We start from the raw sequence: 17,335 nt of genomic DNA on the forward strand, positions 1-17,335 counted from the left end.
CGTTGGCTCGCTTGTCGGTTTGAAGGAGCGGATCACGCGCGATAAGCGCGGACCTGCCCTGGCTATTCCACGACCTTCGGCACGAGAAAGAAGTTGTTCTCGGTCATGGGCGCGTTCTTGACGATGTCGTCGGCGATCTCGCCGTCAGTGACGACGTCCTGGCGCTTCTTCATCGCCATCGGTGTCACCGAGGTCATCGGCTCGACGCCCTCGACATTGACCTCCGACAGTTGCTCGACGAAGTTAAGCATCGCATTGAGCTCGCCCTGCAGATGCGGGACCTCGGCGTCAGTGACAGCGATCCGCGCCAATTGCGCGATCCGGCGGACGGTGGCGGCATCGACCGACATTATATAGGGCCTCACGGGACAAGGTGAACCCGCCCTATAGCAGAGCCCGCTTTCGCGCCGCAACCGGCAGCCGCGGGGCTTTCCTGGGGCAGCGCCCTGCCCGACGCCTCAGCCCGCCAAGCTTCGCAGCCGTGCCAGAGCCTGTGCGGCCAGCATCCGCGTCAGTTCGGCCGCCGGCATCTCGCGCCCGAGCGGCAGCGCCTGCCCGGCCCAGAGATTGGTGAAATCGACCCGGCCCTGCTTCTCGGCTGCGGCTTTCAGCGGTCCGAGCGCTGTCGCCGCATGCGGAAAGGCCGGTGCATCCGGCGAGATCGGCCCGACCTCGCGCATCACCCGGTTGGCGACGCCGCGGGCGAGCCGACCTGTCATCACGTTGGTGATGACGGTCGATTCGTCGCTGGCGGCGGCCAGCACCGCGCGCGCCGGCACGCTGACCTTGGATTCGGGACTGCGCAGAAATGCGCTGCCGATCTGCACGCCGGAGGCGCCGAGTGCGAACGCAGCGGCAATGCCGCGCGCATCGGCGATGCCGCCGGCGGCGATGACCGGCAGCTTCACGGCGTCCACGATCTGCGGCACGAGAGCAAACGTGCCGACCTGCTCGGCGAGCTTGTCTGTCAAGAACATGCCGCGATGGCCGCCCGCCTCGGCACCTTGCGCGATGATGATGTCGGCGCCGTTCCGCTCCAGCCAGAGCGCCTCGCGCACGACGGTCGCCGACGCCAGCACGACCGCGCCGGTCGCCTTCACGCGCGCGAGCAGCCCGGGCTCAGGCAGGCCGAAATGGAAGCTGACGATCTCCGGCTTCAGCTCCTCGACGGCGAGGCACATCGCTTCATCGAACGGCGCGCGATTGGCCACCTGGACCTCCGCATCGGGATCGATGCCGTACTCGCGGTAGTAGGAGGCCAGCCGCCGCCTCCAGCCGGCCTCGCTGATAGCATCGGCCTCGACCGCGGTGTGGCAGAAGAAATTCACATTGATCGGCGCGGCAATGCGCTGGCGGAAGATGTTGACCTGCTCGCGCATCTTGTCGGCAGAGATCATCGCACACGCCAGCGACCCCAGCCCGCCGCCTTCGGCCACAGCGATCGCAAGCTCGGCGTCGGCCACGCCCGCCATCGGGGCGAGCACGATCGGATGGTCGGTCTTGACGAGATCAGCGAAACGGCGATCGGGCCACATGGTCTGCTCCTATTGCTCGGCTGAGACGGCGGATGAATTGCGCCGTCCCTGAAGAATGTGCTCGGCCTCGCTGACGATGCGCGCGACGATCTCGCCGGCCGGTGGGATATCATGGATCAGACCGACCGCCTCGCCGGCGATGACCGCTGCAATGTCGAAATTGCCGTCGGCGCGTGCCTTCATATAGTCGGCCGAGACGGTCTCGACCTGCTGCAGCAGATCGACCTCGCGCCCCATCCAGCGGCGCGCATGATCGTTGACCAGGCAGCGGCCGGTGAACGGCGCCGGCCAGACATTGTTGCGCGACAGGTCGAAGATGATGCCGCGCACGGTATCGCCGGCTTTCGCCGCGCAGATGCGCCGCTTGGCCTCATCGGCACCGTTCGCCTCACGGCTGGCATAGAAGCGCGTGCCGAGCAGCACGCCCTCCGCCCCCAGCATCAACATCGCAGCAAGGCCGCGGCCATCGGCAAGACCGCCGGCCGCCGCCACCGGCACTCGCCCCGCGGCGAGGTCGACGATCGCCGGCACGATATCGAGCGTGGTCCGCGACGCGCCATGACCACCCGCCTCGGTTCCTTGTGCAACCAGGATGTCGGCACCCGCCGCGATCGCCTGCTCTGCCATCGCTTCGTCCTGCACCTGGCAGATCAGCAACGCACCGGCCCGCTTGATTGCCGGCGCGAACCGCGCGGGATCGCCGAATGACAGCATGATCGCCGCGGGCCTGGCGGCGAGCGCCACGTCGAGCAGATCGGGTTGCTTCGCCAGCGACCAGGTGATGAAACCGATGCCGAACGGCGCAGGCAAGCCTTCAAGCTTTGCGGTCTCTTGCGCGAGCCAGGTTCGGCTGCCGTAGCCGCCACCGAGAATACCGAATCCCCCGGCCTCGCTGACCGCGTGCACGAGGCGCGCATCGGCAATCAGATCCATCGGCGCCAGCAGGATCGGCTGACTGATGCCGAGCTTCTCCGTCAACGCCGTCCGCAGTGCCATGAAAGTCTCCTCAACTCTGGACGGCGACTTTAGGCGCGGCTAGCATTCTCTCAAAATGAATACTTGAGAACTCTGCCATCGCAGATTCAAAACGGAGATTGGCCGTGGAGCTGAGCGACCTCCAGACTTTCGCGGCCGTTGCGCGCACCGGCGGCATCACGCGCGCGGCGGAAGCCCTCAACACGGTGCAGTCCAACGTGACCCAGCGGATCAAGGCGCTGGAGGCCGAGGTCGGCACCGCATTGTTCGAGCGGCACAGCCGCGGCATGACCCTGACCAACGCCGGACTGCGCCTGCTGCCTTATGCCGACCGGATGGCGGCGCTGTCGCGCGAAGCGCTGCTCGCCGCGCGCGATGACGGCGAGCCGAAAGGACCGCTGACGATCGGCTCGATGGAGACGACCGCCGCCGTGCGCCTGCCGACGCTGCTCGCGGATTTTCATCGGCGCTTCCCGGCTGTCGCCCTTGGCCTGCGCACGGCGCCAACCGCCGAGCTCGTGGCCGCCGTGCTCGACGGGACGCTCGATGGCGCCTTCGTGGCCGGCCCGATCGAACATCCCGAGCTCTCGGGCATCATCGCCTTCGAGGAAGAGCTAGTGCTGGTGACGGCCCGGCGCTTTGAAAGCCTGTCAGCCTTGCGTGCGGCCACGGCTGCCTCGGGCCCGACGGCGCTGGTGTTCAGGGCCGGTTGCACCTACCGGCAGCGGCTGGAGCAGGTCTTCAACGATTTCGGCTGGCCTGCGGCCGCGCGCATCGAGCTCGGTACGCTCGACGGCATGATCGGCTGCGTCGCCGCTGGCATGGGCGTCGCGCTGCTGCCACGCGCTGTGGTGACGCGAAACGAGATGATCGGCAGCGTCAGCCTGCACACGCTCGACCCAAGTCATGCACGCGTCGAAACCCTGTTCGTCCGCCGCCGCGCGGCGCATCGCAGCAGCGGCCTCTCGGCCTTCATGGCCGGACTCGCCGGCCGGGACCACGACATCGCGGCCTGACGCGATTCATTCAAAGATTGTGCTGAGCATCGCCAGCGAACGGCGCATTCCATTGCGCGAAATGACGTTTTCGCGCAGGGAAAAACGGCCATTTCGACCGATGCGACTTTCGGGCGCTGTGCAGCGCACGCGCGCGAAATAGCTTTGTCTGGCCATCCTTTACTACGTTAGGATGCAGCGCTGGCCAGCGCGAAACAGAACAAACGTCAACATGTCGGAGGAAATGCGATGCGCAACGCGTTCGTGTTGTGCTGCTCGATTGCCATGATGGGTGCGATCGGGACGGCGAATGCCCAGGACAAGACCCCGGATTGGACGAAATCGAAATGGGGGCCGCAGGACGAGATCGGCGCGGCCAACTACATCACGCCGGAGCTCGTGGTCAAAGCCGCCTCGCTGGTGAAGACCGGCAAGACCTACCCACTCGGCATGATCGTCGATTCCAAGACGCCGGCCTATCCGCCGCGTTCGTTCAAGATCACCGTGGTGCAGCCGGGCCAAGCCGGCATTCCCGGGCTCGGCCCCAACAAGGCGACTTACAACGATGACATCGTCGAAGGCTGGGTCGGCGTCGGCAGCCAGATCGACGGGCTCGGCCATCTCGGTATCGAGCACGTCTATTACAACGGCAACAAGCTGCTCGACTTCGCCGATCCGACCGGCCTGAAGAAGCTCGGCATCGAGAAGGTGCCGCCCTTGGTGGCGCGCGGCGTGCTGCTCGACATGGCGGCCTATTACAACACCGACGTGGTCAAGGAAGGCACCGCGTTCAACGTCAAGGAGATCGAGGAAGCTGCCAAGAAGCAGGGCGTCGAGATCCGCCAGGGCGACATCGTGATCTTCCACACCGGCTGGCTTGGTTTGATCGGCAAGGACGATAAGCGTTACGGCGCCGGCGAGCCCGGTCTCGGCGTCGAGGGCGCCAAATACCTGACCTCGAAGGGCGTGGTCGCGGTCGGGGCCGACAACTGGGCGGTGGAGGCGATCCCGTTCGAGTCGCCGAACCTGTTCGAGGTGCACCAGATCCTGCTCGCCATGAACGGGACCTACATCCTGGAGAACATGAACACGGCCGACCTCGCCAAGGACAAGGGCTACGAGTTCCTGTTCGTGCTGGGTCAGCCGCGCTGGCGCGGCGGCGTCCAGGGCATGATCAACCCGATCGCGATCCGTTAAGCTCCGCCGATCTCCTCGTGAGGGCATCCCGGGAGCGCCGCGTCCTCACGAGGAGTCTGGAATCGTCCTGCGAAAGCAAGCCTGGACAAGGAGTCCGCCACAGGCGCGCCTGGAGCCGGCCGACACAGACCCGGGATCGGTCGGTCAGTCGATCAAGCCGCCCCTATCGGACGCTAATGGAGGTAGGCGAGCAACAAGGCACTCGCGATGTCTCGCGCACGCGGGGCGAGCGCCGCGTCCGACAATTCGCCCGCAGTCCAGAAGGACAACACGCCGCGGAAACTGAAGGCGAGTTGCTCTGGAAGGCAGCGCAGCGCTTGTTCTCGCCGGCTGGCCGTCAGTCCCTCTCCCTTTCCCAAGGCCAGTGCCCAGAAGGCAGTGGATCGGGAAAGCGTCTGACCGGGCGAAGCCTGGGCGGCACCCAGCCATCCCATCACGGTCCGGTTCACGTCTGGATTCTCCAACATCACTGCCACCGCCGTATCAATAGCCAATAGCACGCGTGTCTTCGCATCTCTCGATGGTGGCGCGGCGGTGTACCGCGTCTCCATGGTGTCGATCCGACGTATGGAGAGAGCCTGCATGATCGCAGCCTTGTTGCCAAACTGATTGAATGGCGTCGCGAAGCTGACCCCCGCCTCAGCGGCAAGGTCTCGCATCGAGAAATCGGCCCTACCCTGACGGAGAAGCCGCTCTGCCGCATCGAGGACGTGCCGACGAAGCGGCTCGCCTCTCATGCCAATGGATGAATGTTCGGTCTTGCGAGGTGCCATGTAATATCTATATCATGATATAGATAACCTTGTCATGCGGAGTTGTATGATGGCGGCTGCCGAATCGAAGATTTTCCTCGTCACTGGCGTCAGTTCGGGCTTGGGCCTAGCGTTCGCAAAGGGCGCGCTGGCCGCCGGCCATCGGGTGATCGGGACCGTGCGAAGGGTCGGGGATGCCGAGGCTTTTGCCGCGCTTGCAGCGGGCAAGGCTCATCCTCTCGTGATCGATGTTACCGATTTCGATGCAATCCCGGCTGCTGTGGCAGAGGCCGAGAAGCAGATTGGCGCGATCGACGTCCTGGTGAACAATGCCGGCTACGGTCACGAGGGCACGCTGGAGGAGTCCTCGCTCGACGATCTGCAGCGGCAGTTCGCCGCCAACGTGTTCGGCCCTGTCGCGATGATGAAGGCCGTGTTGCCGGGGATGCGCGCGAGGCGGCGCGGCCATATCGTCAATGTGACATCCATGGGCGGCTTCATCACCATGCCCGGGATCAGCTTCTATTGCGGCAGCAAGTTCGCGCTGGAGGGCATCTCGGAGTCGCTCGGCAAGGAAGTGGCCCCCTTCGGCATCCGTGTCATTGCGCTTGCGCCCGGTCAGTTTCGTACCGATTGGGCGGGACGGTCCATGGATCGCACGCCGCGCAGCATTTCCGACTACGACGCCGTCATGGATCCGATTCGCGCCGCCCGATTGGCCAAGAGCGGAAACCAACCCGGCGATCCCGCGAAGGCCGCACAGGCATTGCTTGCCCTCGTGGAAGCCGAAAAACCGCCTGTGCGGCTGTTCCTCGGTGAGGACGCGCTGGCCCTGGTCGAGCAGAAGATCGAGGGCATGAAAGCCGAAGTGAGTGCCTGGAACAAGCTCTCGCGCTCCACCAGCTTCGCTTGATGATCCAAAGCCGGCGCATCCGGGAAAGACTGCAACGCTCGACATCTGGGCCGGTCGCCTCGCGTGCGCGAGCTTCATCGGGGCGGCGAAGCGATGCACGTCCTCACCTGCTGGCCCGCCACGCACCTGCGTGTTAAGCGCATTGCCATGCCCGCCCCCATCCTCCCCCTCATCGAAGCCGCTGGCCGCTGGCCCGAGCGCGGCGCGCTCGTCGGCCTCGATCTCGGCACCAAGACCATCGGCGTCGCCGTGTCCGATCCGGACCGGCGGCTCGCCACCGGCGTCGAGACGATCCAGCGCAAGGCCTTCAAGGCCGACGCGGCGCGACTGCTGGCGATTTGCACCGAGCGCAAGGTGGTCGGCTTGGTGCTGGGCCTGCCCATCAACATGGATGGCAGCGAGGGGCCGCGGGCGCAGTCGACCCGGGCGTTCGCGCGCAATCTCGCCGGCCTCACCGACCTGCCGATCGGCCTGTGGGACGAGCGGCTGTCGACGGCTGCGGTCGAGCGCGAGCTGATCGGCATGGATGTCAGCCGCGCCAGGCGCGCCGAGGTGATCGACACGCATGCGGCGATCTTCATCCTGCAGGGAGCGCTCGATCGGCTTGCAACCTTGCGCCAGTCCGGTCGCTAGCCCATGAGCCCCGTCGCCGCGGCGCTCGCGCCGGTATTCCTGCTGATCGTGGTCGGCTTCGGCCTGCGGCGCAGCCTGATCCGGCTGGATACGCAATGGCACGGGCTCGAGCGGCTGACTTATTATGTGCTGTTTCCGGCGCTGCTGATGCAGAGCCTGGTGAAGGCCGATCTCGGCAAGGTGCCGGTCGCCGGCATCGGCGGCGCCTTGTTCCTGGCGATGCTGGCGATGTCGGCGCTGTGCCTCGCGCTGCGGCCGCTGCTCACCCGCTCCGGCATCGATGGTCCGGCCTTCACCTCGATCTTCCAAGGGGCAACCCGCTGGCAGACCTACGTCGCGCTCAGCGTCGCCGGCAGCCTGTTCGGCGCGTCCGGGCTTGCGGCGGCGTCGGTGGCGATGATCGCGATCATCCCAATGGTCAACGTGTTCAGCGTCGCCGTGCTCGCCCACTACGCCTCGCCGACCCGCCGCTCGATCCGTGAGATCCTTGCCACCATCGTGCGCAATCCGCTGATCTGGGCCTGCATCGCCGGGCTCGCACTGAACGTGGCGCATGTGCCGCTGCCAAAGCTCTGGCACGATGCCGCCGATGCGCTCGGACAGGCCTCGCTGCCGATCGGCCTGCTGGTGACCGGCGCCGGCCTGCACTTCGAAGGCTTGCGCCGCGCTGGCCCGGCCGCTGCGCTCGGCGTCGTGCTCAAGCTGGTCTTGATGCCCCTCCTCGCGATCGGGCTCGCCGGATGGTTCGGCGTCACCGGCCCGAGCCTCGTCGTCGTCGCGATCTGCGCGGCGGTGCCGACCTCGCCCAGCGCCTATGTGCTGGCCAAGCAGATGGGCGGCGACGCGCCGCTGCTGGCGCAGATCATCTCGCTGCAAACGGTGCTGGCGGCGCTGACCATGCCGCTCGCGATCGCCTGGGCGAGCTGAACGCGTCCGTTCAGGAAGAACTGCTGGCCAGCCACATGGTCTGCACCGTGGCGGCGAGGTTGTTGAGGCCGTGCAGCACCATGGTCAGATAGGTGGAGTGGGTTCGAGAGCGCAGATAGCCGAACCACACGCCGAGGGAAAACACGTTGATCAGGGCGAACCAGTCGTACTGGAGATGCAGGACGGTCCACAGCAAGGACGACAGCACGATGGCGCCGGGCACGCGCAGGAAGGAGTCCGACCAGCCGCGGTAGAGAAAGCCACGCGCCATCAGCTCTTCCGACACCGGTGCGGCGACGCAGAAGGCGATGACCAGCAGCCAGACCACGCCGTCGCCTCTGGCGGTCTTCATGATGTCCACCATGAAGCTCGCCGACTTCTCTTCGCGTCCCGTCAGCTGCGCCGCCAGCTCCCAGCATCCCAGGATCACGACCATCCCGACAACGCCAAAGACGAAATTCTTCCAGCCGGTCCAGCGCAGGCCCAGATAGTCGACGAACGACATGCGGGTGTGGCGGACGGCAAAATAGATCGGGATCAAAATGGCCGGGACGCCCATGATCGCCGACAGCGAGACCGTGAGCGACCGGCTCGCGATCTGGATCATGGCCAACTGAAACGCGGCCATGCTGTCGATTGGACCCTCATGGCGCAGCAGGAAATAGACGATCGGAGTCAGCTGGCCGATGAAGAACACGACGATGATGAGGAGGCCCCACAGCAAGGTGCGCCAGAAGCCCAGCGTGCGCGGCTGATGCTGCGCCGGAGCGACCTGCTGCGGCGGGTTGCCCGGATCGAGCGAATCCATCACGGCGGCTTCGGGAGAGTCGGTCAAGGCAGCGCGCGCTCCAGCAAGCTACGGATGTCTGAGCGATCGAGATCGACCGCGCCATACATGCTCGGGTGAACATTGGCGAGCCGCGTGGCGGCGAAAAGCTCCGCATGAGCGGGCATAACGAGGTTGAGCGCGGCGGCGGCTGCGAGCAGCGCCAACTTCTCGACTGCGAGGCGCGCGACGCGCTCGGAATCCGGCCGGCGGAAGCTGGTCTCGATGAAGGCGAGCGCCTCCGCCGCGCCGGGCAACCCGCTGGTCTCTGCTTTGAGATGCATCAGGACGTGCGCGGCCGCCTCCGCCTCGCGCGCCAGCGCCCGCAGCACGTCCAGGCACATGACGTTGCCCGAGCCTTCCCAGATCGCATTGACCGGCGACTCCCGGAAATGGCGGGCGAGGATGCCGTCCTCGACATAGCCGTTGCCGCCCAGGCATTCCATCGCCTCATACAGGAACGGCGGCGCGCTCTTGCAGACCCAGTATTTGATCGCCGGCGTCAGCAGCCGCACGTAGTTCGCCTCCCGCGGCGACAGAGGCGCGCGATCGAACGCCTGACACAGCCGCATCACCAGCGCCACCGTCGCCTCGACATGGAGAGCCATGTCGGCGAGCACCGCCTGCATCAGCGGCTGGTCGGCGAGATGCTTCTGGAACACGCTGCGATGGCGCGCGTGATGCAGCGCGTGCGCGAGCCCCGAGCGCATCAGGCCGGCAGACGAGATGGCGCAATCCTGCCGCGTCAGTTGCACCATCTGGATGATGGTGCTGATGCCCCTGCCCTCGTCGCCGACCCGCTCGGCATAGGCGCCGACGAACTCCACCTCCGACGAGGCATTGGAGCGGTTGCCGAGCTTGTCCTTCAAGCGCTGGAACTGGATCGCGTTCACCGAGCCATCCGGCTTGAAGCGCGGCATGAAGAAGCAGGTCAGGCCGGCATCGGCCTGCGCCAGCACCAGGAAGGCGTCGCACATCGGCGCCGACATGAACCATTTATGCCCCGTGATGCGATAGCCATCGGTGGTACGCTCAGCGCGCGTCAGGTTGGCGCGCACGTCGGTCCCGCCCTGCTTCTCGGTCATGCCCATGCCGAGTGTCATGCCGCGTTTTTGCCACCACGGCGCAAACGCCGGATCGTAGTCATCGGTCGCGATGACCGGCATCGCTCTTGCCAGCAGATCAGGCTGGGCGGCCAGCGCCGCCACCGAGGCCCGCGTCATGGTAATCGGGCAGAGATGGCCGCTCTCGACCTGCGAGGCGATATAGAACTTCGCGGCGCGCACCACCTCCGAGCAGCCGCCGACGGGCTGGCCTTCTGCCGTCCATGTCGAATTGTGCAGGCCGGCCGCAGCTGAGCGCGTCATCATCGCATGGTAGGCCGGATGAAATTCGACGACGTCTCGCCGAAAGCCCTTGGCGTCGAAGCTGCGCAGCTTCGGCGTGTTCTCGTTGGCGAGCCGGCCCTGCTCGGCCATCTCGGCCGAGCCCCATAGCTTGCCGAAAGCTGTCAGCTCCTGCTCGGCTCCGGCACCATCATTGGCCTTCAAGGCATCCATCAAGGGCCGGTCAGCCGTGAACAGGTTGACGTCCTCGAACGGCGGCGACTGGTTGAAGACCTCATGGGTCGCGAAGGAAGACTGCGTCATGGCCGTGCCCTACAGAGATCGATCATCGGCGCGGCCGAATGGGAAAAACATAAGTCGTCGCGCCAGCGCCCGGCAGCGAAAAGTGCCACCACTCCTTGGCATAGTTCACAAAACCTTGCCGCGCCATCACCGCGACCAGTTCGTTGCGCCAGCGGCGCTGCTCCGGTGTCAGGTTCTGCGCGGCGGTATGAGCCTTCACGTCGGAACAATCGTAGCCGGTTCCCATGTCGACGCTGCCCTCGGGCGCGCGTAGCGCTGCGGGCGCGGTGCAGTCCGCGTAGTCCTTGGCGGGGTCGAACGCCGCGGAATTGTCGGCCGCGAGCTCGACCAGCGTGAGATCGAGCGCCGCACCGGTCGAATGGCCCGAACGCACGGCGATATAGCCGAGACGGAACAGGTCCTGCTTGGCAATGCGCGGAGTGTAGCGGCGGCCGGCCGCGGTCTCGACGCCGTCCTGCGACCAGGCCAGCATCTCTGCGACCGCACGCACCGGCCGGTAGCAGTCGAGCATCTTCAGCGACAGGCCGCGCGGCCGCAGCTCGGCCTGAGCCGCCTGCAGCCGCCGCGCCACGTCACGCGTCACGACGCATTCGGCCGCCTCGTAGCCCGGCAAAGGTCGGCCGACGAAATTGTTGCTGCCGGCATAACGGATGTCCTGGAGGATCGTCGGGTCGATGTCGCGGAGATAGACGAAATCGAACGGCAACGCGGCCGCACCGGCCGGCACGATCGCCGCCAGCAGGACCAGGGCATATCGGAGCGGACTTCTTCCGGCGATGACCCGCCAGTCCCCGGTTTGGAGCCCCCCGAGAGGCTCGGAAGACGGAACGGGGGAAAACTCGGAACCCCGGCTTTCGGCCTTGCCCCCCATGGAAACCGCGCCTATAGCTCTGGCTTTAATGGCAACCTCTCCGAAATCGACTTTCGTCCTCGGGCACCGGCATTTGCTGGGAATCGAGGGCCTTTCCGCCCACGACATCACCGGCCTCCTCGATCTGTCCGAGGAGTACGTCGAACTGAATCGTCAGGTCGACAAGAAGCGCACCGTGCTGCGCGGCCGTACCCAGGTCAACCTGTTCTTCGAGGCCTCGACGCGGACCCAGTCGTCGTTCGAGATCGCTGGCAAGCGGCTCGGCGCCGACGTCATGAACATGTCGGTGTCGTCCTCGTCCATGCGCAAGGGCGAGACCCTGATGGACACCGCGGTCACGCTGAACGCGATGCATCCGGACATCCTGGTCGTCCGTCACCACGCCTCCGGCGCGGTGGAGCTCTTGGCTCGCAAGGTCGACGGCTCCGTGATCAATGCCGGTGACGGCGCGCATGAGCATCCGACCCAGGCGCTGCTCGATGCGCTGACCATCCGCCGCAACAAGGGCCGCATCGAGGGGCTGGTGATCGCGATCTGCGGCGACGTGCTGCACTCGCGCGTCGCGCGCTCCAACATCCTCTTGCTCAACACCATGGGCGCCCGCGTCCGCATCGTCGCGCCCTCCACTTTGCTGCCGCCGGGCATCGAGCGCATGGGCGTCGAGGTCGCGCGCGACATGCGCGAAGGGCTCAACGGCGCCGACATCGTCATGATGCTGCGGCTGCAGCGCGAGCGCATGAACGGCTCGTTCGTGCCGTCCTCGTCGGAATATTTCCAGTATTTCGGGCTCGACCAGAAGAAGCTCGCCTACGCCAAGCCCGACGCGCTGGTCATGCATCCGGGACCGATGAACCGCGGCGTCGAGATCGAATCCATCGTCGCCGACGGCGCGCAATCGCTGATCCGGGAGCAGGTCGAAATGGGCGTGGCCGTGCGCATGGCCGTGCTCGAGGCTCTGGCCCGCAACCTGCCCAACGCGTGATACAGAAGTCGGGACCAAACGCCATGCTGACCGACCGCCGCCCGATCCTGCTTGCCAATGCGCGCGTGATCGATCCCTCCCGCGACTTCGACGGCCCCGGCGACGTGCTGATCGCCGACGGCGTGATCCGCGACCTCAAGCGCGGCATCGGCGCCGCGGGCGTGCCCGAGGGCACCGATGTCGTCAACTGCGCAGGCAAGATCGTGGCCCCCGGCCTGATCGACATGTGCGCCTTCGTCGGCGAGCCGGGTCTGGGCCATCGCGAGACCTTCGCCAGCGCCAGCCAGGCCGCCGCCACCGGCGGCATCACCACCATCATCTGCCAGCCCGGCACCGAGCCGGTGATCGACAATTCGGCGACCGTCGACTTCGTGCTGCGCCGCGCCCGCGACACCGCGATCGTCAACATCCAGCCGATGGCGGCGCTGACCAAGGGCCTGCGCGGCGAGGAGATGACCGAGATCGGGCTGTTGCGCGCCGCCGGCGCCGTCGCCTTCTCCAACGGCCACACCAGCGTGATGAACGCGCAGGTGATGCGCCGCGCACTGACCTATGCGCGGGATTTCGACGCCCTGATCGTGCATCACACCGAAGATCCCAATCTCGTCGGCGAAGGCGTCATGAACGAAGGCGAGTTTGCCTCGCGGCTCGGCCTCTACGGCATCCCGCCCGCAGCGGAAGCCGTCGTGCTCGAACGCGACATGCGCCTGGTGGCGCTCAGCAAGGGCCGCTACCACGCGGCCGCGCTGAGCTCGATCGACTCGCTCGACATTCTCAGGCGCGCGCGCGAAGCCGGCCTCACCGTGAGCGCGTCGGTCTCGATCAACCACGTGACGCTGAACGAGAACGACATCGGCCCCTACCGCACCTTCCTGAAGCTGACGCCGCCGCTGCGCACCGAGGCCGACCGCCGCGCATTGGTCGAAGCGCTGGCCTCGGGCCTCATCGACGTCATCATGTCGGACCACACGCCGCAGGACGTCGAGGTCAAGCGGCTGCCGTTCGCGGAGGCTGCGAGCGGCGCGGTCGGGCTCGAGACCATGCTGCCGGCGGCGTTGCGGCTCGTGCACAATGGCGAGCTGAGCTGGACGACCCTGATCCGCGCCATGTCGACGCGGCCCGCCGAGCTGCTCGGCCTGCCCGGCGGCAGCTTGCGGGCAGGCGCGCCGGCCGACATCATCGTGATCGATCCGGACGTGCCCTGGATCCTCGATCCGGCCGACCTCAAATCGCTGTGCAAGAACACGCCGTTCGACGAAGCCCGCTTCACCGGCCGCGTGGTCCGCACCATCGTCGGCGGCCGCACCGTGTTCGAACATGTCTGACGCAAGGCGAAGCTTGGAAGGAGTGGTGTGATGGGTTCCGAAGCCTTCCTGCCGGTCGCTCTCATCATCGGCTATCTCCTGGGGTCGATCCCGTTCGGCCTGATCCTGACCAAGCTGGCCGGCACGCAGGATCTGCGCAGCATCGGCTCCGGCAATATCGGCGCCACCAACGTGCTGCGCACCGGACGCAAGGGGCTCGCGGCAGCAACCCTGCTCGGCGACGCGCTGAAGGGTACGGCGGCGGTCATCATCTCGGGCTATCTCGGCGGCCCGAATGCCGCGATGATCGCGGGCCTCGGCGCCTTCCTCGGTCACTTGTTCCCGGTGTGGCTGAAGTTCCGCGGCGGCAAAGGTGTCGCCGTTTACATCGGTATTTTGATCGGTCTGTTCTGGCCGGGCGCGATCTTCTTCTGCCTGGTCTGGCTCGCCACCGCATTCGCGCTCCGCTACTCATCACTCGCGGCACTCGTCGCCAGCGTGCTGACACCCATCGTGTTGTGGGCATTCGGCCACACCGCGCTGGCGGCCCTGTTCGCCCTGCTCACACTGTTGCTCATTTACATGCATCGCGAAAACATCAAGCGATTGCAGTTGGGCACCGAGAGCAAGATCGGGGCGAAGAAGTAGTCGCTCCGGACAAATACGGAGCAAATACGGAAAACCTGTGTTGCGCCCTGATTTCACAGCGGCTGCGCAGCAACACCGGCGATTCATCAGCTCATAAGTTAACGCGGGACTCTGGCGTGAATCATGATTGCCTGTCATGATTCCTGCATGTGGTTACGCAAGACCAACTCCAGCGGTTCGTCGGCCACGCACGATGACCGTACTGATCAGGCTCCGGCGCAGCAGAAGGCGGCCCCGGCCCGGTCGAACGCCAGCCTGCTGCTATCGGCCGCTGAGATCTGGTCGACCGGCATCACGGCCGCTGCAGAACCGGCGCAGACGCCCGAGACGCCTGCCGGGCCGGTCATGTCGGACGTCGCGCTCCCCGCCGAAATATCCGAGCCCAGCCCTGCGCCGGAACGAGCCGATGGCGCGCCGGCCGTCGCCGAGATGATCATGGCGGCCACGAGCACGCCCGTGATCAGCGAGACAAAGACCGCAGAGGCGCCCGAGCGAACGCTCGCGGAGACGATCGCAACGGTTACGCTGCCGCCGCCGCCCCGGACATGGCCGCCGCGCAAGCTGTCGCTGGCCCTGCAGGGCGGCGGAACGTTCTCGGCCTTCACCTGGGGCGTGCTCGATCGCCTGCTCGAGGAACCCGGTTGCGACTTCGACACCATCAGCGGCGCCAGCGCCGGTGCGGTCAACGCCGCGCTGCTCGCGAGCGGGCTCGCCAAGGGCGGCCGCGACGAAGCCCGCAACCGGCTCGCTTTGTTCTGGACCCGGCTGATGGAGGAGGCGTCGTTCCGATCGCTGTTGGTGATCGGCGCGTACTCGCCGGCGAGCAGCTCGGTGTCGTTCGGTGCGGGGCTGCGCGGCGGACGCGCCGACCCGCTCGATCTCGATCCGCTCCGCGACATCCTCCGCGAGACGATCGATTTCGACGCCGTGCAGGGCCCGGCCGCGCCCCGCCTGCTGGTTGCGGCGACCCGGGCTCGTGACGGCCTGCCGCAGATCTTCCGCAATGCCGGCATCACGCCAGATGCACTGCTCGCCTCCACCTGTCCCGCGCAACTGCACGCCGCTGTCGACATCGAGGGCGAAGCGTATTGGGACGGCGGCTACGTCACCAATCCGCCGCTGATCCAGATCGCGCATGAGTCCAGCGCCGCCGACCTGCTGGTCGTTCAGGTCACGCCCGCGCGCGACGGCCATGTCCCGATGACCTCGGCCGCGATCGATCGCCGCCTCGACCAGATCGCCGGCAATGCGGTCCTGAACGCCGAGCTCGCGGCGCTCGAATGGGCGCGCAGCGACGGCCTGCATCCGCCGCGCGTCCATCGGCTTGCGGCCGAGGACGAGATCGAAGCCCTGGCACAGCGCGATGCGACCGATCTCGGCAGCGACTTCGTCGAGCTGCTGTACCAGCGCGGACGCGACGCAGCCGAGCGCTGGCTGCGCGAAGCTCCGGTCGGCACCACGCCAGCCATCCAGGGCGATCAGCCGGTGCTATCGTCTCCGGTGTCCGAGTCCGAGGATGTGCGCGACGTCGCGCCGGCGTAGCGCGCCCTCTTCCCTGCGTCCTCGGGTTGCTCCATTCTAGTCCCCGGTAAAGGGGGCTTTGCGTGGATGCCATCAACACGACGATCGAGCTGAGCGACACCGAGCGGCGCGACCGGCTCCGCCTGATCCGGTCCGACAATGTCGGCCCGCGCACCTTCCGCTCGCTGCTCGACCATTTCGGCACCGCGCGCGTAGCGCTCGACCGGCTGCCCGATCTGGCACGCCGCGGCGGCGCGGCCGGAGCCGGCCGGATCTGCACGGTCGGCGAAGCCGAGGCTGAACTCGAAGCCTGCAAACGGCAAGGCGTCGAACTGCGGGCGCCGGACGAAGACGGCTATCCGCCCCGCCTCGCCACCTGCGAGGATGCGCCTCCGCTGCTCGCGGTGCGTGGCGCCCGCGAGACGTTGATGCGCCCGATGATCGCCATCGTCGGCTCGCGCAACGCCTCCGCCGCCGGGCTGAAATTCGCCGGCCAGATCGCCCATGAGCTCGGCCAGGCCGGCTTCGTCGTCATCTCCGGCCTCGCCCGCGGCATCGATCAGGCTGCGCATCGCGCGAGCCTCGGCAGCGGCACGGTCGCGGTGCTCGCCGGCGGCCATGACCGGATCTATCCTCCGGAGCACGTCGACCTGCTCGGCGCCATCATCAGTGGCAGCGGCGCCGCAATCTCCGAGATGCCGCTCGGACACGAGCCGCGCGCCCGCGACTTTCCCCGCCGCAACCGGCTGATATCAGGCGCCTCGCTCGGCGTCGTCGTCGTCGAGGCCGCGCATCGATCGGGCTCGCTGATCACGGCGCGCATGGCCGGCGAACAGGGCCGCGAGGTCTTCGCCGTCCCGGGCTCGCCGCTCGATCCCCGCTGCGCGGGCACCAATGATCTCATCAAGCAGGGCGCCGCGCTCGTCACCGAAGCCGCAGACATCATCCAGGCCGTCGGCCCGATCATGGAGCGGCCGCTGCCCTTTTCGCTGCGCGAGCCGGAGGAGGAGTTGTTCGCCCCCGATCCCGAAAGCCACGACCGCGCGCAGATCACAGCCCTGCTCGGCCCGACCCCGGTTTCGATCGACGACCTGATCCGGATCAGCGGCCTGTCACCCGCCGTGCTGCGCATGGTGCTGCTCGAGCTCGAGCTGGCCGGCCGCCTAGAGCGCCACGGCGGCGGGATGGTGTCGCTGACCTGACTCTCAGTCAGCATCCCTGCGCGCGTCGAAGCGCGAGCGCGCCTGCTCGATCAGCTCCTGGTGCTGCATGGCCCACTGTCCGAGCGCCTGCACCGGCTGCGACAGCCCGCGGCCGAGATCGGTCAGCTCATAATCCACACGCGGCGGGATGGTCGGAAACACCGTCCGCGTCACCAGCCCGTCGCGCTCGAGGCCGCGCAGGGTCAAGGTCAGCATTCGCTGGGAGATGCCGCCGACGAGCCGTTTCAGCTCATTGAAGCGCTTCGGCCCGTCCTGAAGCATCATGATGACGAACACGCTCCATTTGTCGCCGACACGCGCCAGGATCGAGGCCACACCCCGGCAATCATTATGATTTGGCTGCGTCGGGAGGTCGGGATCATCGCTGTCAGCAGGGGTCATGGC

Annotated in this window: 17 protein-coding genes and 1 pseudogene; 10 read left to right on the plus strand and 8 right to left on the minus strand. The window is 66.8% G+C overall.

The window, feature by feature from the left end:
* Nucleotides 1–62: 62 nt before the first annotated feature.
* From gatC to ACQR1E_RS25490, 3 genes and pseudogenes are all read right to left on the minus strand, one after another.
* Nucleotides 63–350, minus strand: a complete 288-nt coding sequence (gene gatC / locus ACQR1E_RS25480) for an Asp-tRNA(Asn)/Glu-tRNA(Gln) amidotransferase subunit GatC (RefSeq protein WP_315711367.1) — start codon at nt 348–350, stop codon at nt 63–65.
* A 108-nt stretch (nt 351–458) separates the two neighbouring features.
* A complete protein-coding gene (locus ACQR1E_RS25485) occupies nt 459–1,535 on the minus strand; it encodes an NAD(P)H-dependent flavin oxidoreductase (protein ID WP_434897706.1) in 1,077 nt (358 codons plus the stop codon).
* Nucleotides 1,536–1,544: 9 nt separating this feature from the next.
* Nucleotides 1,545–2,540 (minus strand): annotated as a pseudogene (locus ACQR1E_RS25490) (NAD(P)H-dependent flavin oxidoreductase); the annotation flags it as partial.
* Between the two features lie 95 nt (nt 2,541–2,635).
* Here ACQR1E_RS25490 and ACQR1E_RS25495 point away from each other — a divergent pair.
* Both ACQR1E_RS25495 and ACQR1E_RS25500 read left to right on the plus strand, forming a co-directional pair.
* Nucleotides 2,636–3,526 carry a LysR substrate-binding domain-containing protein gene (locus ACQR1E_RS25495; protein ID WP_434897707.1) on the plus strand — a complete coding sequence of 297 codons (891 nt, stop codon included), beginning with the start codon at nt 2,636–2,638 and terminating at the stop codon, nt 3,524–3,526.
* A gap of 228 nt (nt 3,527–3,754) precedes the next feature.
* Nucleotides 3,755–4,702 carry a cyclase family protein gene (locus ACQR1E_RS25500; RefSeq protein ID WP_315711362.1) on the plus strand — a complete coding sequence of 316 codons (948 nt, stop codon included), beginning with the start codon at nt 3,755–3,757 and terminating at the stop codon, nt 4,700–4,702.
* A 173-nt stretch (nt 4,703–4,875) separates the two neighbouring features.
* Here the strand turns inward: ACQR1E_RS25500 and ACQR1E_RS25505 are convergent, their stop codons facing one another.
* Nucleotides 4,876–5,475, minus strand: a complete 600-nt coding sequence (locus ACQR1E_RS25505; protein ID WP_434897708.1) for a TetR/AcrR family transcriptional regulator — start codon at nt 5,473–5,475, stop codon at nt 4,876–4,878.
* Nucleotides 5,476–5,524: 49 nt separating this feature from the next.
* Here ACQR1E_RS25505 and ACQR1E_RS25510 point away from each other — a divergent pair, with 49 nt between their 5' ends.
* The 3 genes from ACQR1E_RS25510 to ACQR1E_RS25520 all read left to right on the plus strand — a co-directional run bounded on the left by ACQR1E_RS25510 (nt 5,525) and on the right by ACQR1E_RS25520 (nt 7,927).
* Nucleotides 5,525–6,367, plus strand: a complete 843-nt coding sequence (locus ACQR1E_RS25510) for an oxidoreductase (protein ID WP_316175156.1) — start codon at nt 5,525–5,527, stop codon at nt 6,365–6,367.
* 147 nt (nt 6,368–6,514) lie between these two features.
* Nucleotides 6,515–7,000, plus strand: coding sequence for a Holliday junction resolvase RuvX (gene ruvX / locus ACQR1E_RS25515; protein WP_315711358.1), 486 nt, complete (start codon nt 6,515–6,517; stop codon nt 6,998–7,000).
* Nucleotides 7,001–7,003: 3 nt separating this feature from the next.
* On the plus strand, nt 7,004–7,927 hold the full coding sequence (locus ACQR1E_RS25520) for an AEC family transporter (RefSeq protein WP_434897709.1): 924 nt from the start codon (nt 7,004–7,006) through the stop codon (nt 7,925–7,927).
* A 10-nt stretch (nt 7,928–7,937) separates the two neighbouring features.
* On the opposite strand, the gene ACQR1E_RS25525 is transcribed toward ACQR1E_RS25520, so the two are convergent.
* Genes ACQR1E_RS25525 through ACQR1E_RS25535 form a run of 3 tightly spaced genes read right to left on the minus strand, consistent with a single transcriptional unit; the run spans nt 7,938 to nt 11,150 of the window.
* Nucleotides 7,938–8,762, minus strand: coding sequence for a CPBP family intramembrane glutamic endopeptidase (locus ACQR1E_RS25525; RefSeq protein WP_434897710.1), 825 nt, complete (start codon nt 8,760–8,762; stop codon nt 7,938–7,940).
* Nucleotides 8,759–10,402 carry an acyl-CoA dehydrogenase family protein gene (locus ACQR1E_RS25530; RefSeq protein WP_434897711.1) on the minus strand — a complete coding sequence of 548 codons (1,644 nt, stop codon included), beginning with the start codon at nt 10,400–10,402 and terminating at the stop codon, nt 8,759–8,761. Before ACQR1E_RS25530 ends, ACQR1E_RS25525 begins: the two co-directional genes overlap by 4 nt.
* Nucleotides 10,403–10,424: 22 nt before the next feature.
* The gene (locus ACQR1E_RS25535) at nt 10,425–11,150 is read right to left on the minus strand and encodes a M15 family metallopeptidase (protein WP_434897737.1); all 726 of its coding nucleotides are present in this window, start codon (nt 11,148–11,150) and stop codon (nt 10,425–10,427) included.
* A gap of 151 nt (nt 11,151–11,301) precedes the next feature.
* Between ACQR1E_RS25535 and ACQR1E_RS25540 the strand changes: the two genes are divergently transcribed.
* The 5 genes from ACQR1E_RS25540 to dprA all read left to right on the plus strand — a co-directional run bounded on the left by ACQR1E_RS25540 (nt 11,302) and on the right by dprA (nt 16,930).
* Nucleotides 11,302–12,255 carry an aspartate carbamoyltransferase catalytic subunit gene (locus tag ACQR1E_RS25540; RefSeq protein WP_315740287.1) on the plus strand — a complete coding sequence of 318 codons (954 nt, stop codon included), beginning with the start codon at nt 11,302–11,304 and terminating at the stop codon, nt 12,253–12,255.
* Nucleotides 12,256–12,278: 23 nt separating this feature from the next.
* Nucleotides 12,279–13,580, plus strand: coding sequence for a dihydroorotase (locus ACQR1E_RS25545; RefSeq protein ID WP_315711353.1), 1,302 nt, complete (start codon nt 12,279–12,281; stop codon nt 13,578–13,580).
* Between the two features lie 30 nt (nt 13,581–13,610).
* Nucleotides 13,611–14,207: a glycerol-3-phosphate 1-O-acyltransferase PlsY gene (gene plsY / locus ACQR1E_RS25550; RefSeq protein WP_315711352.1), complete on the plus strand. Its 597-nt coding sequence runs from the start codon at nt 13,611–13,613 to the stop codon at nt 14,205–14,207.
* Nucleotides 14,208–14,354: 147 nt separating this feature from the next.
* Nucleotides 14,355–15,749, plus strand: coding sequence for a patatin-like phospholipase family protein (locus tag ACQR1E_RS25555; RefSeq protein ID WP_434845185.1), 1,395 nt, complete (start codon nt 14,355–14,357; stop codon nt 15,747–15,749).
* 62 nt (nt 15,750–15,811) lie between these two features.
* Entirely contained in the window at nt 15,812–16,930 is a 1,119-nt protein-coding gene (dprA, locus tag ACQR1E_RS25560; RefSeq protein WP_315827249.1) for a DNA-processing protein DprA, read from the plus strand.
* A gap of 3 nt (nt 16,931–16,933) precedes the next feature.
* Here dprA and ACQR1E_RS25565 read toward each other — a convergent pair whose 3' ends face one another.
* Nucleotides 16,934–17,332 carry a winged helix-turn-helix transcriptional regulator gene (locus ACQR1E_RS25565; RefSeq protein ID WP_315711348.1) on the minus strand — a complete coding sequence of 133 codons (399 nt, stop codon included), beginning with the start codon at nt 17,330–17,332 and terminating at the stop codon, nt 16,934–16,936.
* Nucleotides 17,333–17,335 lie beyond the last annotated feature (3 nt).

It is taken from the genome of Bradyrhizobium sp. HKCCYLRH1030 (genome assembly GCF_051168395.1).
Lineage (GTDB): Bacteria > Pseudomonadota > Alphaproteobacteria > Rhizobiales > Xanthobacteraceae > Bradyrhizobium.